Origin of the sequence: Pediococcus stilesii (genome assembly GCF_001437075.1) — a bacterium.
GTDB classification, from domain to species: Bacteria; Bacillota; Bacilli; order Lactobacillales; family Lactobacillaceae; genus Pediococcus; species Pediococcus stilesii.
Window position 1 is genome coordinate 1 of sequence record NZ_JQBX01000005.1, and the last position, 16,282, is coordinate 16,282.

Annotated in this window: 13 protein-coding genes and 1 tRNA gene; 2 read left to right on the forward strand and 12 right to left on the reverse strand. The window is 38.5% G+C overall.

Translation table 11 applies throughout. The features are described 5' to 3' along the window. Positions 1–287 precede the first annotated feature (287 nt). The 9 genes from smpB to rpoN all read right to left on the reverse strand — a co-directional run bounded on the left by smpB (position 288) and on the right by rpoN (position 10,828). Positions 288–755, reverse strand: a complete 468-nt coding sequence (gene smpB / locus IV81_RS02900) for an SsrA-binding protein SmpB (protein WP_057802116.1) — start codon at positions 753–755, stop codon at positions 288–290. 14 nt (positions 756–769) lie between these two features. Further along, on the reverse strand, positions 770–3,115 hold the full coding sequence (rnr, locus tag IV81_RS02905) for a ribonuclease R (protein WP_057802118.1): 2,346 nt from the start codon (positions 3,113–3,115) through the stop codon (positions 770–772). A 138-nt stretch (positions 3,116–3,253) separates the two neighbouring features. Beyond that, positions 3,254–3,490, reverse strand: a complete 237-nt coding sequence (gene secG / locus IV81_RS02910; protein WP_057802120.1) for a preprotein translocase subunit SecG — start codon at positions 3,488–3,490, stop codon at positions 3,254–3,256. Between the two features lie 140 nt (positions 3,491–3,630). Continuing rightward, positions 3,631–4,953: a phosphopyruvate hydratase gene (eno, locus tag IV81_RS02915; RefSeq protein WP_057802122.1), complete on the reverse strand. Its 1,323-nt coding sequence runs from the start codon at positions 4,951–4,953 to the stop codon at positions 3,631–3,633. A 79-nt stretch (positions 4,954–5,032) separates the two neighbouring features. After that, entirely contained in the window at positions 5,033–5,788 is a 756-nt protein-coding gene (gene tpiA / locus IV81_RS02920) for a triose-phosphate isomerase (RefSeq protein ID WP_057802124.1), read from the reverse strand. A gap of 83 nt (positions 5,789–5,871) precedes the next feature. Continuing rightward, positions 5,872–7,074, reverse strand: coding sequence for a phosphoglycerate kinase (locus tag IV81_RS02925; RefSeq protein WP_057802126.1), 1,203 nt, complete (start codon positions 7,072–7,074; stop codon positions 5,872–5,874). A 121-nt stretch (positions 7,075–7,195) separates the two neighbouring features. Then, positions 7,196–8,218 (reverse strand): type I glyceraldehyde-3-phosphate dehydrogenase, encoded by a 1,023-nt coding sequence (gene gap, locus IV81_RS02930; RefSeq protein ID WP_057802128.1) that lies wholly within the window; start codon positions 8,216–8,218, stop codon positions 7,196–7,198. A 67-nt stretch (positions 8,219–8,285) separates the two neighbouring features. Next, on the reverse strand, positions 8,286–9,317 hold the full coding sequence (locus IV81_RS02935; RefSeq protein WP_057802130.1) for a sugar-binding transcriptional regulator: 1,032 nt from the start codon (positions 9,315–9,317) through the stop codon (positions 8,286–8,288). 191 nt (positions 9,318–9,508) lie between these two features. After that, entirely contained in the window at positions 9,509–10,828 is a 1,320-nt protein-coding gene (gene rpoN / locus IV81_RS02940) for an RNA polymerase factor sigma-54 (protein WP_057802132.1), read from the reverse strand. Between the two features lie 60 nt (positions 10,829–10,888). On the opposite strand from rpoN, the gene IV81_RS02945 reads away from it, so the two are divergent. Both IV81_RS02945 and clpP read left to right on the forward strand, forming a co-directional pair. Continuing rightward, positions 10,889–10,960 (forward strand) — tRNA-Arg (locus IV81_RS02945). A 404-nt stretch (positions 10,961–11,364) separates the two neighbouring features. After that, positions 11,365–11,958, forward strand: a complete 594-nt coding sequence (gene clpP / locus IV81_RS02950) for an ATP-dependent Clp endopeptidase proteolytic subunit ClpP (RefSeq protein WP_057802134.1) — start codon at positions 11,365–11,367, stop codon at positions 11,956–11,958. 72 nt (positions 11,959–12,030) lie between these two features. Here the strand turns inward: clpP and IV81_RS02955 are convergent, their stop codons facing one another. The 3 genes from IV81_RS02955 to whiA all read right to left on the reverse strand — a co-directional run bounded on the left by IV81_RS02955 (position 12,031) and on the right by whiA (position 16,282). Then, entirely contained in the window at positions 12,031–12,306 is a 276-nt protein-coding gene (locus tag IV81_RS02955) for a hypothetical protein (protein ID WP_057802136.1), read from the reverse strand. Positions 12,307–12,397: 91 nt separating this feature from the next. After that, the gene (locus IV81_RS02960) at positions 12,398–15,169 is read right to left on the reverse strand and encodes a glucosaminidase domain-containing protein (RefSeq protein WP_057802138.1); all 2,772 of its coding nucleotides are present in this window, start codon (positions 15,167–15,169) and stop codon (positions 12,398–12,400) included. Positions 15,170–15,352: 183 nt separating this feature from the next. Next, positions 15,353–16,282, reverse strand: coding sequence for a DNA-binding protein WhiA (whiA, locus tag IV81_RS02965; protein ID WP_057802140.1), 930 nt, complete (start codon positions 16,280–16,282; stop codon positions 15,353–15,355).

Here is a 16,282-nt window from a genome sequence, read left to right on the forward strand (position 1 = left end):
CAACTATTTAACTATACCATCGAGATATATCATTGTCAACTTTTTTTACGAATTATTTTTAAAAAAAGAACAACGTGATTTAATCTCAAAGTTTAGTCCATTCATTTGTTAACAAAACTACAAGGTCTCTGTTAAAAACGAACATTTATTATATTATCAAATAAATACTCACTTGTCACTATTAAAATTTAAAAAATAAAAAAGAGATTATCCATAATACATTTTATTCACAAAATCCAATTGCTTTTAACAATTTATCGTGAATATTGTATATGAATAATCCCTTTTTAATGATTTTTCAGTGCTCGATCAATTTCGCGCTGCTGATCGCGTTTCTTTAGTGATTCGCGCTTATCATATTCATGCTTACCTTTAGCAACACCAATTAGTACTTTTGCGAAGCCATCTTTAAGATATACTTTCAGAGGAACAATTGTGATTCCTTTGTTCTTAGTCTCCTCTTGCAACTTCAAGATTTCTTTTTTATGCAATAGCAACTTTCTATTTCTAAAAGGATCGTGATTAAATTGATTCCCTTGCAGATACTCACTAATCTGCACATTCATCAAAATCGCTTCTCCCCGACGAATTTGAACAAATCCATCTCTTAAAGTAATTCTTCGTTCTCGAACAGATTTAATTTCAGTCCCCGTCAAAACGATTCCTGCTTCAAAAGTACTAAGAATCGAATAATCATGACGGGCCTTTTTGTTTTGAGCAAGTGCACTGTCTTTAGCTTTATTCTTTTTGACCATTAAAACAACCTCCCCTATTTCTTATGAGAAGTATTTTTAGAAAATTTCTTAACCGCATTATCCTTATAAAAAGGTTTCTTATTACCTTGTTTATTATAATTGTTATTTTTACCTTGTGGCTTTTTTCCACCGCGCTTAGCATTTTTATTAAATGGTTTGCGTGGTGGTAGCTGTATTTCACTAGTAGGTGTTTTTTCTGGATGAAGAAGTTCAAAGTCAACTTCAGATTGATCTTTGTCCACACGCATCAATTTAATTTCAACTTCTTGACCAATTTGGAAAGTCCGGTGGGTATTTCGACCAACTAATGCCATCTGATTTTCGACATATTCATAGTAGTCGTCCTTCATCGTACTAATATGGACAAGCCCTTCAACGGTATTTTCAAGTTCAACAAACAAACCAAATTTCATCACTGAACTTACTACCGCGTGGAATTCTTCACCAACATGATCGGCCATGTATTCGGCCTTCTTCATTCCATCAACATCTCGTTCCGTATCAATTGCCCGTCGCTCTAGTTTCGATGTATGTTCTGCAATTTCCGGAATACGGTCAATATATTGACTTTGTGATTCATCACCTAATCCATCTTCAGCATAGTGTCGAATCAAACGGTGAACAAATAAATCTGGATATCGTCGAATAGGTGAAGTAAAGTGCGTATAGTATTTAGCTGCCAAGCCAAAATGGCCAAGCGATTGCGCATCGTATTTAGCCTGCTTCATACTTCTAAGCATCATTACAGAGATCATTGCCTCTTCGGGTGTGCCAGCAACCTGTTTCAATACACTTTGCATCATCTTAGGCTTGAGGTCTTTTGTACTTCCTTTTACCACATGACCAAAGTTAGTTAAAAATTCAAAGAAGGACAGCATTCGATCCCCATCAGGAGTTTCATGAACCCGATATAAAAATGGAACATGCGCGTTGTAATAATGCTCTGCAACGGTTTCGTTAGCTGCTAACATGAACGATTCAATCATTCTTTCAGAAGTCCCTCTAACCCGAATTTTAATATCAATTGGGTGACCGGTCTCATCAACGATGATTTGTGCTTCATTATCGTCAAATTCAATCGCTCCACGTTTTTTACGTTGCTTTAAAAGCACCTTATGCAACTGACCCATTTGTTCAAACATTGGAAGTAGCTCTTGATAGCGTTCCATTGTTTTTTCGTCTTTTGATTCAAGAATCTTATTAACATTGTTATATGTCATCCGTGCGTTAGATTCGATAACACTTGGATAAATCTTATGGCTAACAACCTTACCTTCCGGCGTAATTTCCATGTCACAAGTCATCGCCAAACGTTCAACATTTGGGTTTAATGAACAAATTCCATTAGAAAGTTTACGCGGAAGCATAGGAATTACTCGATCTGTTAAATAAACACTGGTGCTACGCCGGTATGCTTCTCGGTCTAATGGCGAACCCTCTTTAACGTAATGTGATACATCAGCAATATTAACCAACAATCGGTAATTACCATTATCTAAGACTTTCAGTCCAACGGCATCATCAAAGTCCTTCGAATCATCGCCATCAATTGTCACAACTACTTCATCTCTTAGGTCAATTCGACCCTTCTTTTCTTCGTCCGTGACAAAATCAGGAATATTAGCGATCTCTTCCTTAACGTCTTCTGGAAATTCAATTGGAAGTTCATGTTGATAAACAATTTCGAGAATATCAACTCCCGGATCATCACGATGTCCAATTGTTTCCTCAGCAATCCCAGCGATTAATTTTGGTGCACGAGGTTTTGGATACTGTGTTACTTGTGCCGTTATGATGGCACCGTCTTCCGGCTGGATTCCGCCTTCCAAAACATCAAATTGATATGATGCCATCTTTTTATCCTTGAGATTTACATGTCCTAGGACATTATGTTCAGGATCAGGAGCGAATTCGAACTCACCAACGGCCTGGGTAAAATGACGATCCGTTATTTTTTTAACGATTCCTTCTGGTCCACGATCGTCACCCTTCTTAGATGGTCGGGTAATTTTGACATCGACTTCATCCATATTTAATGCATAGGCCGTATGATCTTCACTAATGTAAATATCCGGAATTTCATCGCCTTCTACGGCAACAAATCCAAAGCCACGATCATTCGCATGGAAAATTCCGTGTACTAATAATTGGTTTTTGGGACGAGCTAATTTAAATTTACCATCCTCAGTAATTTCAACTTTATTTGAACGCTCCATAACCGCCAATTCCTTCACCAGAATATTAAAAACACTGGCTCCTTCAAGGGTGAGCCCTTTAAAAAGTTCTTCAGCAGTAAATTTTTGTGTTGGACGTTGTTCCAAGTAATTGATAATTGAAGATTGAAGTTTATTTGATTCCATTTTTTACCTCATAATTCTACATAGATTAAATAAAAAAGCTAAAGACAAAACCAGTCTTGATTTTGACTTTAGCCATTCTTGATTGTTCTGATTTTCAGAACTCGCTAAATGCAATTTTTATGTTCTATACGTTCCTCTTTAATGTGCAGATACGTAAACCATTGCAATGGTGATAGCAAAAAACAAGAAAAGCAAGAATGCCGTTACTTTTTGCATGAATGCTTCAAATCCACGTGGTTTTTGCTTTGCAAATAGGTCACCAGCACCACCCGTTAATGAAGACATTGCACTGTCAGTTTTTGCTGGCTGCATCATTACCGCAATGATAATTATTACTGACAGAATCAACAGAATTGTCATCAATAGTGAATACACGAGATGACCTCCTTCATATTCTTAATAAGTTCTAGTACTAATTTAACATATTTACGAGTGAATTCCAATTTAATCGCAAAAAAAAGAGATGAACAAAATCTTTGCTCATCTCTTTGAAAATCAAATTATTATTAAATTAATTACTTATTAATAATGTTTTCGCGTGCGTCTGCACTAAGGTTGTAGAATGAATGGATCCCTTTGTATTCTGCAACACCTTCTAGTTGATCTTCGATACGCATCAATTGGTTGTACTTAGCGATACGATCTGTACGACTCATTGAACCAGTCTTAATTTGACCAGCATTTGTAGCAACAACTAAGTCAGCAATTGTTGTATCTTCAGTTTCACCAGAACGGTGGGAAACGATAGCTGTATAACCAGCTTCTTTAGCCATTTCGATAGCTTCCATAGTTTCTGTAAGTGTACCGATTTGGTTAACTTTGATAAGGATTGAGTTAGCAGCACCCATCTTAATTCCCTTAGCAAGGTATTCTGTGTTTGTAACGAAGAAATCATCACCAACAAGTTGAACTTTCTTGCCAAGTTCTTTTGTAATGCTTGCCCAGTCTTCCCAGTTGTTTTCATCGATTGGATCTTCGATTGAAATGATTGGGTATTTGTTTACTAAACCTTCAAGGTATTTAACGAATTCAGATGTATCAAATTCTTCACCAGTTGACCAGCGAAGCTTGTACTTCTTGTCTTCATCATTCCAAAGTTCTGAAGCAGCAACGTCAACTGCGATAGCAACGTCTTTACCTGGCTTGTAACCAGCCTTTTCAATAGCTTTGATAAGGTATTGAAGTGGTTCTTCGTTGTTAGCAAAGTCAGGTGCAAATCCACCTTCGTCACCAACTGAAGTAGCTTTTCCATCAGCTGATAGAAGGCTCTTCAATGCGTGGAAAGTTTCTGAACCCATACGGATAGCTTCCTTAACAGAAGGAGCACCAACAGGCATAATCATGAATTCTTGGAAGTCCACTTTGTTTTCTGAGTGAGCACCACCATTGATAACGTTCATCATTGGTGTTGGAAGTACATGAGCGTTTGAACCGCCAATGTAGTTGTAAAGAGGAACTTGTAGTTCATCTGCAGCTGCACGAGCAACAGCTAATGAAACACCCAAGATAGCGTTAGCACCAAGCTTACCCTTATTTGGAGTACCATCTAAATTGATCATTGCTTTATCAATGGCAATTTGGTCAGTTACTTCAAAGCCAACAATTTCCTTTGCGATTGGACCATTAACGTTAGCAACAGCCTTTTCAACACCCTTACCTTCGTAACGACTCTTGTCTCCATCACGAAGTTCAACAGCTTCATGTTCACCTGTAGAAGCACCTGAAGGAACAATTCCACGGCCAAAACCGCCATCTTCAGTATAAACTTCAACTTCAACAGTTGGGTTACCACGTGAGTCTAAGACTTCGCGTGCATAAATATCAGTAATAAGTGACATTATATATATCTCCTCACATTTTTAATCTGCTAATGCAGTATTTATTATATTACATTTTTAAAATTAAATTAACCCTAGATTAACCTTGATAGTTAACTAATTGTAAGAATGATTCTGGATCTAGTGATGCACCACCAACAAGACCACCATCAATATCTTCTTTATCCATTAGTTCAGCAACGTTAGCAGGTTTTACACTACCACCGTATTGAATTCGAACTTTGTCGGCAACAGTTTGGTCGTATAGCTTTGCAACTGTTTCACGAATAACGTGACATACTTCTTGAGCTTGATCACTTGTAGCAGTCTTACCAGTACCAATTGCCCAAATTGGTTCGTAAGCCAAAACAGATGAAGCAACTTGTTCTGCCGTTAGACCCTTAAGAGCATTTGTGATTTGACCAGCAACCCATTCATTGGTTTCGCCGGCTTCACGTTGTTCAAGCGTTTCGCCACAGCAAATAATTGGTGTCATGTTGTTTCTGAAAATTGCTTTAGCCTTTTTGTTGATGTCTTCATCAGTTTCGCCAAAATATTGACGACGTTCTGAATGACCAATCACAACGTAGTTAACACCCATTTCTGAGAGGGCTTTTGGACTAGTTTCACCAGTAAAAGCACCTTCGTCTTCAAAGTAACTGTTTTCAGCAGCCACTTTAAGTGGTTCATCCTTTGAGAACCATACAAGAGCGTTTAAATCAATTGCAGGAGCAGCAATAACTGATTCTACAACAGACGCATCAGGCAATTTTCCTTTAACAGCATCCAAGAATTCTTGAGTTTCTTGGGGGTTTTTATTCATTTTCCAGTTTCCAGCAATGATTGGAGTACGCAAAATAAAACATCCTTTCTTAATTAAGAAATATGTAGCAGAAAATGAGAAGCAAATTAGCTCTCATCCTGCACGATTGTATTAGTCTACTTGTTTGAGATAGCAGCGATACCAGGAAGTTCTTTACCTTCAAGGTATTCAAGTGAAGCTCCACCACCAGTTGAAATATGTGTCAATTGGTCGCCAACTCCCAATTGCTTAACAGCAGCAGTTGAATCACCACCACCAACAATTGTCGTTGCATCTGAAAGTGTACCCAAGAATTTACCAACTTCAAGTGTACCGTTAGCGTAATTACTCATTTCGAATACACCCATTGGTCCATTCCATACAACCGTCTTAGCATCTTTAAGAACATCCTTAAATTCAGCAACTGATTTTGGTCCAATATCAAGTGCCATGTATCCATCAGGAATGTCGCCTTCAACAACTTTATTTGGAACATCGTTATCAAATTTTTCAGCAACTACACTATCAACAGGAAGGACAATTTTGTCGCCACCCTTTGCAAGGATTTCTTTAGCAACATCAATCTTGTCAGCTTCAACGAGTGAGTTACCAATACTCATGCCTTTAGCAGCGTAGAATGTATACGTCATACCACCACCGATAATAACTTTATCAGCCTTATCAAGTAAGTGATCAATGACACCGATCTTATCAGAAACCTTAGCACCACCTAAGATTGCAACAAAAGGATGCTTTGGATCATCAACAGCTTCACCCAAGAATTTAATTTCTTTTTCCATAAGGAAACCGGCAGCAACTTTCTTACCATCAGCCTTCATTGCTTCTGCAACTCCAACGTTTGAAGCATGAGCACGATGAGCTGTACCGAAAGCATCATTAACGAACATGTCACCAAGTGATGCCCAGTATTGGCCTAATTCAGGATCGTTTCCACTTTCCTTCTTACCATCAAGATCTTCAAAACGTGTGTTTTCAAATAGTAAAACATCGCCGTCATTCATACCATTGATAGCATCTTCTAATTGTGCACCACGTGTTACAGGAACAAATGTTACTGGCTTGCCAAGTAAGTCTGATAAACGTTGAGCAACTGGACGTAGTGTAAGTTCCTTCTTATCTTCTTCAGTCTTAATACGACCTAAATGAGAGAATAAAATTGCCTTTCCACCATTGTCAATGGTGTATTTGATTGTTGGAAGTGCAGCAACGATTCGGTTATCGTCACCAATCACACCGTTTTTAACTGGCACGTTAAAATCAACGCGCATCAAAACTTTCTTGTCTTTTACATCTAAATCTGAAACTGTTAATTTAGCCAAGAGAATTCCTCCTTAAATATAATAAATTATTTTTCCTAAAAAAAGAGACGGAGGAAGTGACCTCCCTCCGTCTCCAGACCGATTAGACGGTTTGAAATCTACAAACGTTTAAGATTTGATCTTAAAGAGTAGCAAATTTCAATAAAGTACGTACCATTTGGCAAGTGAAGCCATATTCGTTGTCGTACCAAGCAACAGTCTTAACTAATTGCTTGTCGCCAGCTGTTGTAACTTCTGTTTGTGTTGGGTCAAAGATTGAACCGTATGTTGTGCCAATGATGTCACTTGATACGATTTCGTCTTCGTTCCAACCAAATGATTCGTTACCTTCTGTATGCTTCTTGATAGCAGCATTTACTTCGTCAGCTGTAACTTCTTTGTCAAGGATTGAAACAAGTTCTGTCAATGAACCATCAACAACAGATACACGTTGTGCATGTCCTTGTAACTTACCGTTCAATTCTGGGATTACAAGACCAATAGCCTTAGCAGCACCAGTTGAATGAGGAATTGTGTTAGCAGCAGCAGAACGTGCAGCACGGAAGTTTCCACCACGAACAGGTCCATCAAGTAACATTTGTGTACTTGTGTAAGCATGGATTGTTGTCATTGTACCAACTTGTACGCCGAATTCTTTGTTCAAGAAGTAAGCCATTGGTGCAAGACAGTTTGTTGTACATGAACCAGCTGAAACGATACGATCGTCAGAAGTCAAGATGTCGTCGTTTACGTTGTAAACAACAGTCTTAAGGTCTGAACCAGCAGGAGCTGAGATTAATACACGTTTAGCACCAGCATCTAAATGAGCTTGTGACTTTTCTTTTGATGTGTAGAAACCTGTACATTCAAGTACGAAGTCAACGCCGTCTTCCTTAACCCAAGGAATGTCTTGAGCTTTTGGTTCAGCGTAAACACGGTAGTTCTTGCCGTCAACAACGATTGAGTCGTCTGTTGCACTAACTTCACCAGGGAATGTTCCATGTGTTGAATCATATTTAAGCAAGTGTGCTAATAAAGCAGGGCTTGTCAAATCGTTGATAGCAACTACTTCGATGTCATTTGATTTTGCACCCAATTCGTGAATACGACGGAATGCTAAACGACCGATACGTCCAAAACCATTAATACCAATCTTTACAGTCATAACTAAGATTTCCTCCTTTAGGAATCTAAAAAAATAATTTATTTTAAAAAGTTAAGTCACAATGGCTTTACTTTTTTAAAATCACGTTTGCGGCACCCTCATCAGTAATTAAAATGGTCTGATGTGGTGCAATTTTCATGTAAGACTCAATTGCTTGAGCCTTGTCGTGCCCACTGGCTACGGCAAATACATGATTGAAATGCTGAACATCATTCAGCTGTAACCCAATTCGATGAACCTGGTAAAGTATCCGTCCTTCCTTATTATAGAAAGATCCAAATGCCTCACCAACTGCTTTTGCCTTCCGGAGATAATTACTAATTTCTTCATTTACTCCCCGTCGTCTTGCCATCACACCGGCGTTCCCAATTCCATGAATTGCAACTCCCGCATGCTTAATCAGTTCAAGAACCGGCTTAACCGTTGGTTCATTCAATAGTGGGTGATAAGTACTTTCGCTTAATTGCTCTGGTATATAGAGAGGGCGAGCCTCACCATGCGTTCTCTTCGCCATGGTCGCTGCAACGGAATTGGCCTGCTTATTAACAGACTCTCCGATTCCTCCCCGTCCAGGAACAAAGGTCAGCTTACGACTAACCGAAAGCTCTGGGGTGAGCTGGGCAGCAACCGACGCCATCGTCGAACCGCCCATTACCACTATAATATTATTACCCTCTGGTAGTAATTTTGCAAGTGCATCATTTAAAATCGTACCAAGTTGTTTTGTAACTGCATCCCCAGCTGTACGGTCACCGCGCACGATAAAACACCGCTCGATATTTAATCGTTCCGCCAGTAACTTTTCTTGACTAGTCAAGCCTAGAAAACGATTCGCCAAGGGCTCCAATCCATTCATGACTCGACGCCCTTCATCCGATAACATCATTCCAGCCTGAGAACTGGTCAACAGCCCTTGTGACTTTAACGCATCTGTCTGTGATCGTAGAACCCGCTCACTCAGATGTAAATGTTCAGATAAGATCCTTCTCCCAACCGGAGCAAGCAGATCAATCGACTTTAAAATATCAAATCGTTGTAGAAATTCGACGATTAAACCGGGAACAACAGATTCTAGTAAATCCATCTCATTGTCATCCATGTTATCTTATCTCCTGCGTTGGACTGTTTTTGTCCAGCTATGTCACAAAACGACCCAACAAGTTAAAAATAAATGGCACACAAACTTCAGAATTAACTTTAGTTGTATACCTCACTTACAAAACAAATTATAACAAGCTCATTCATAATTTGCAAACTTAATACTTAACTTTAAGTTTTATTAATTTCTCTTCATTCAAAACGTTTTCTTTTAGAAGATGATTGGATTCCCAACGCTTCACGATACTTTGCGACCGTTCTTCGTGAAATTGTAATTCCATCATCCTTCAAATTTTTTTCGATTTTAGCGTCGGAAATCGGCTTCGATTTATCTTCTGCATCAATAATTTTTCGAATTCGTTCTTTAGCAGCATCGGCTGATACATCACTATTTTGATTGACCGCGTTACTGAAAAACGCCTTTAATTCAAAGGTTCCAAATGGTGTCGAGATGTATTTACCATTAACCGCTCTAGAGATTGTTGACTCGTGTAAATGCAATTTATTAGCAACATCTCGTAGTAATAAAGGATTAAGTTCCTTTGTCTTACTCAAGAAAAAGTTACGTTGCCGCTCAAAAATGATTTTACCCACCCTCAAGATAGTATCTTCGCGTTGTCCTAGACTCTTAGCTATCCAGTCGTATTCCTTCTTTTTTTCGGCAGCATACTTATGAACTTCGTCATCTGTAGTTTGTTTAAGTTGCTTAAAATACTGATCGGCAAAACTAACCTTAGGCTTTGACGCCTTAGATTGTATCAATCTTGGCTCACCATTTTCGATTTTAAAGATCAGGTCTGGGATAATATAGCCACGATCTTGTTTTCCAAAACCGGCTCCTGGGTTAGGCGTCAAAGTTCTGACATAATCAAAAATTTCTTGGACAACTGATAGTTCGATTTTATATTTTCGAGCAATTTTTTCCCAACGTCGACCGACTAAGTCATCAAAAGCATCTTCCAAAACTAAATAAGCTTGATCCGGTGATCCTTCGTCATTTTCAGTTTGTAGCATCAAGGATTCTTGAAGATTTCGTGCACCTACTCCCGGTGGATCAAGTTGTTGGAGTAAAGTCACCGCGTCGATGATTGCAATTTCGTCAGCTCCGGTTCTTTTTATTACATCTTCATTTGAAATTCGTAAATAACCGTTATCATCGACAAAATCTAATAAAAATAGAACTAGATGTCTTAATGGAGTATCTCGCATGGTAAGATGAACCTGATCTAATAGGTAATCAAATAATGATTGGCTCTGATCGTTGGAAATTTGGTTCATGAAGGCTTCATGTGCGCCAGAATCCCCTGATATTTTACTGATTGGTTGTTCAGTAGCCATTTCAACGGTAATTAAAGGATTGTCCAATTCTTTTTGTTTCAGAAAACTTTGGAGTTCTTCCACGTTGTATTGAAGCATCTGAATTGACTGCTGAAGCGTTTGTGTCATCGCCAGTCGTTGAATTTGTTTTTGTTGTTGTGCTTGATTTTGACTAAATCCTTGTTTCATTGCCATAGTAATTCTCCACAATTATCTTGTTTTTTATCTATTTCTACTGTAAAATTATATCATCAGGCGCCGTTAGTGTAATGGATAGCACGTGAGATTCCGGTTCTCGAGCTGAGGGTTCGACTCCCTCATGGCGCATTGGCACTTCGTATTTGATTCATTATAATTTTATTAGCCTGAATCATTAAATTATAATTCGCTTACATTTTCGATTATATACCACTCAGAATTTAATAGCCATCAAAGGAATCACACTGGACACTCTTCCGGGTTTTCCAATTCAACACGAACAATCAGTTGTTCGTGTTATTTTTATGCATCAAATGTCGTTAACTTAGGTCTACTCCTTGAATTTATTTACGCTAACGCCCCACCTTTTGCTGTCGGATCTCGCTGACATGCCCGATATTTTTTTATTATTTCTACTTCATGGACAACCTGAGCAAAATCATTTGACCTTTTTTGACCTTTGATATAAACTATACCCATGTTAAGTAATTAATAACTAAAATTTTTACAAAACTAAAGGAGGCTACTAAGTTATGAACTTGGTCCCAACAGTTATTGAACAATCATCACGCGGCGAACGCGCTTACGATATTTACTCACGACTATTAAAAGATCGAATTATCATGTTATCAGGTCCAATTGATGATGATCTTGCAAACTCGATTATCTCTCAATTGCTTTTCCTAGATGCACAAGATTCAGAAAAAGACATTTACCTTTACATTAACTCTCCAGGTGGTGTGGTTACTGCCGGACTTGCAATCTACGACACGATGAACTTCATCAAATCTGATGTTCAGACAATCGTGATGGGTATGGCTGCTTCAATGGCCAGTGTCCTTGCTTCTTCTGGAACAAAGGGCAAACGCTTTGCTCTACCACATTCAGAGGTCATGATTCATCAGCCTTCTGGTGGTGCTCAAGGCCAGCAAACAGAAATTGAAATTGCTGCCGAACAGATCTTGAAAACTCGTCGAGAATTAAACAACATTTTGGCTGAAAATTCTGGACAACCGCTTGAAAAGATCAATATCGATACGGAACGTGATAACTACTTAACAGCACAAGATGCCGTTGAATATGGTCTGATTGATGGTATTATGGAAAAAAATGATAACCTCAAATAATTGATGTTTATCTAAAAGTAAAAAAGATGGTGTGGACGAACTTTATCCACATCATCTTTTTTATATTAGCTACTATTTATTTCCTAGAGCACTTTCCATCATCTTATATCGGAATTCAAACACCTCTTCGGCCATTTGAGCTTCCCCTTCAATTTCTTCATCTAAAACCGTGAATGTCTTTTCGATATCCACAGGTGGATAAATATAATGATTAGGGTCTTCGCCATTTTTCATCTTTAACCAGCCCCAGAAGTTATCTTCAATCATATATCCACTGGACAAAACTTTTACAATTGTTCCCATTCTTCCATCCCATAGTTGGACAAATTGAAATTCAGAATAATTCATTTAGTTCATCCCCATCTTTAATAATAAAAAGACTGAACAACGTTAAGAACAGTCTCTTTACCAGTATTATTTCATTTTTCTAGAATAAAAACTAGAGCGTAATTGCTGAAGTACGTCCGTCCAGCTTATAAAATCCGTTTGTATTAACACAGTTAATCAAGCTACTTACGTAAGTTGTAGACGTTGCGTATCCACCAGCCTTAATTGCTTTAATTGATTCAATATAATTAGCGGCCTTATTAGTGAATGCGTTGGAATATTGAGGTCTCGATTGCAATTTCTGAGCATAATCGGCAATTGAGTCCTTAATCGAAGAATATTTTCTAAATTTAGCATTAACGGTCACTGTTCTTCCATTAATCACTTCTTGAGTCTTCATCGTCACGTAATCGCCCGTCCAATTCTTATCAGCCTTAATTCCGAATAAGTTATTAGCTTGTTTTGCTAGTCCTGACGTTCCATACGCGCTCTCCAATACTGCCTGAGCCATTGCTACAGATGCATAAAGGCCATTATCTTTACATACACTCATCACGTCAGCGGCGATTTGATTGACAAAATTGGTTTGTGTACTCGTCCAACCACTATTTGATAATTTAATCACCTGTGATGAACTGGAATTCCCAGCACTATTGCTACTAGTATTACTACCAGGAACCGTCACGTCTGATTTATTGATCCAACTAACGACCTTATCTAAGAGTAATCGGGAACCATTTGTTTGAATTACTTTATATGTTTTCCCCTTTACACCGTCGTAAATATTTTGGCCGGTTGCCCATCGTTTAGCACTTGATTTAATTGTAACGTTGGACCCTACACCGATTGTTGACTGGTTTGCATTGCCCGTTGGTTTATTGGTAGTTGGCTTAGTTGCTGCATTGGTTGTACCACCAGGAACGGTCACATCTGACTTATTAATCCAACTGACCACCTTATCCAATAATAAACGCGAACCATTTGTTTGAATTACTTTGTAGGTTTGGCCTTTAACCGCGCCATAAATATTTTGACCGGTTGCCCATTTCTTAGCACTGGTCTTGATGGTGACATTGGATCCAACCTTAATTGTTTGGCTTGTATTAGTCGTTGGACGACTAGTATTTTGGCTATTATTTGTATTATTGGCTGACGTACCAGGAACAGTTACATCTGCTTTGTTAATCCAACTAACCACCTTATCCAACAATAGACGCGAGCCATTTGTTTGAATTACCTTGTACGTTTTGCCTTTAACCGCGCCATAAATATTTTGACCGGTTGCCCATTTCTTAGCACTGGTCTTGATGGTGACATTGGATCCAACCTTAATTGTTTGGCTTGTATTAGTCGTTGGACGACTAGTATTTTGGCTATTATTTGTATTATTGGCTGACGTACCAGGAACAGTTACATCTGCTTTGTTAATCCAACTAACCACCTTATCCAACAATAGACGCGAGCCATTTGTTTGAATTACCTTGTACGTTTTGCCTTTAACCGCGCCATAAATATTTTGACCGGTTGCCCATTTCTTAGCATTCGTCTTGATTGTGACACTGGATCCGACCTTAATTGCTTGGCTCGTATTAGTCGTTGGACGACTAGTATTTTGGCTATTATTTGTATTATTGGCTGACGTACCAGGAACAGTTACATCTGCTTTGTTAATCCAACTAACCACCTTATCCAACAATAGACGCGAGCCATTTGTTTGAATTACCTTATACGTTTTGCCCTTAACCGCACCATAAATATCTTGACCAGTTGCCCATTTTTTAGCACTAGTCTTGATTGTAACGTTGGATCCAACTTTAATCTTGGAATTATCAACGTTATTACTGCCATTTGAAGAATTACCACTGTTTGAACCAGTATTATTGGTGCTAGTTCCATTCGAATTCGCATTAAATCCGTACTGTAAATCACGCGCAAATTGAGATTGTGATACACCGTGAGTTGCTAAATAGCCGTATGGGTCAACGTGATTTCCCCAGACATTATTGGTGATCCAAACGTGTGATTTAATCCCGACATATTTTTTATCATCTAACGTAACAGGAATATTCCATTTTTGTGCGGAATCTCTAAGTAAATTAACATATGTTGTATAGTCTTTTTTGAATTGAGCGTCGGAATAGGTTTGTGCAAGTTCGACTTGAACAGGAGCATTTTCATTAGCCCATTGTCCAGCTCCCCAAGCAACATAACCTTCTTCACCAACGGCGTAGACCTTTCCACCGTCACCAACAATATATTGAACGTAGGTTTGATCGGTACTCCATTCGCGTTTTTCAAAAGTTGCAACATTCTTAGCTGGGGCATATGTTCCGGTCGCATGCGCAACAATTATTTTATTGTTGGTTTTTTGATCACTACCCTCATTTTCAGCTAATTTATAAGTATTATCGACAGTGTAACTTTTCTGAGTTGATGTTTTTGCAGTCGCTGGTTCAACATCCGTGTTAGTTGTTGATTTCGCTGTAGTGGTCGTTTTTGCCGTTGTAACGGCGGCACTACTCGTAGGAGCAACGGCTGTACTAGTCTTAGCGCTGACGCTACTTGTGGCCTTAGTATTTTGTTGTTGCGCCGCACTGGATGCTGAACTTGATACAGCAGCAGAACTAGTATTCAAGGTCGCATTGGAACTTGCACTAGTTTGAGTGGTCGATTTTTGGGTCAACTTGACACTTGCTTCACTAACAGGTGCCATTGTGGTATTTTGATCAATTGGACGAACGCTGTCTTTATTTTCAGTCGTGTCTGCATGTACATTAGCTACATTATTTCCAATTCCAGCTAATCCAAAACTGGCAGTTGCAATACCGGCATAAACCCACTGTTTTCCTGATTTAAACATCTTATAATGTTTTCTTACTTCCATACACTTACTACTCCCTTAATTAAATTTACTATTCATCTTTCATCATATCGACTTAATATTATCATGATTGCAAATCGGCGTATTTTACATTCCAATTACAATCGCTTTCTTTGTACTATTGCCGGTACATTTGTAAAAAAAAGAATCCCAGCAACGTTCTTGCTAGGACCCTAATTCTTAACTTTATGCCCGGAGTTTCTCGGCATACTGATTTATTTTTCTTAGTCGGTGATTAATTCCAGATTTTGAGATTGGACCACCCGGTACTAGTTCTCCTAATTCTTTCAAACTAACTTCGCGATGTGCCAACCTAGTTTCGGCAACTTCACGTAACTTAGGCGGTAGCTCACCCAATCCAACGGTTTCGTCAATGTACTGAATATTATTTATTTGTTTCATTGAAGCATTAGCAACCTTATTTAAATTCGCCGTTTCGCAATTAACTAGTCGGTTTACCGAATTGCGCATGTCCCGCATGATGCGCACATCTTCAAATTTTAACATTGAATTCGTCGCGCCAATTAATTGTAGGAAGTCGGCAATGTGTTCTGCTTCCTTTAAATAGACAATATAACCGCTACGCCGTTCCGTCGTTCGTGCGTTAAAGTTATACCGATTAATCCAATCCGCAATCATCTGATTATGGGATTCATACAACGAATAAATTTCCAAATGGTATCGACTAGTTTCCGGATTATTAACCGAACCACTGGCCAAAAATGCCCCTCGTAAATAGGAACGCACTTCTGACTCTGCTGTTAATATTCCTTCTGGGACTTTTTCATTTATTTGAAAATCATCCTTCAAAATGGATAAATCATTTAATAATTCTTTCACACCCGTCCGTAAACGAACAATATAGAGATTATTCTTTTTTAACTTCATTTTTCGACGAACGCTTAATTCGGCCTCAAGGTGGTAAAATTCCTTTAATAAAGAATAAATCCTTCTCGCAATGGCCGGATTTTCGGTTTGCGTGTTCAACGTTAATTGCTGGTTGCTGATCCCAATTGCACCATTCATCCGAATTAAGGCCATCAATTCAGCCTTAGCATTATTTTCATGCACTTCTAAACTGGTTAGCTCTTTTTTTACTTCACTAGCGTATGACAA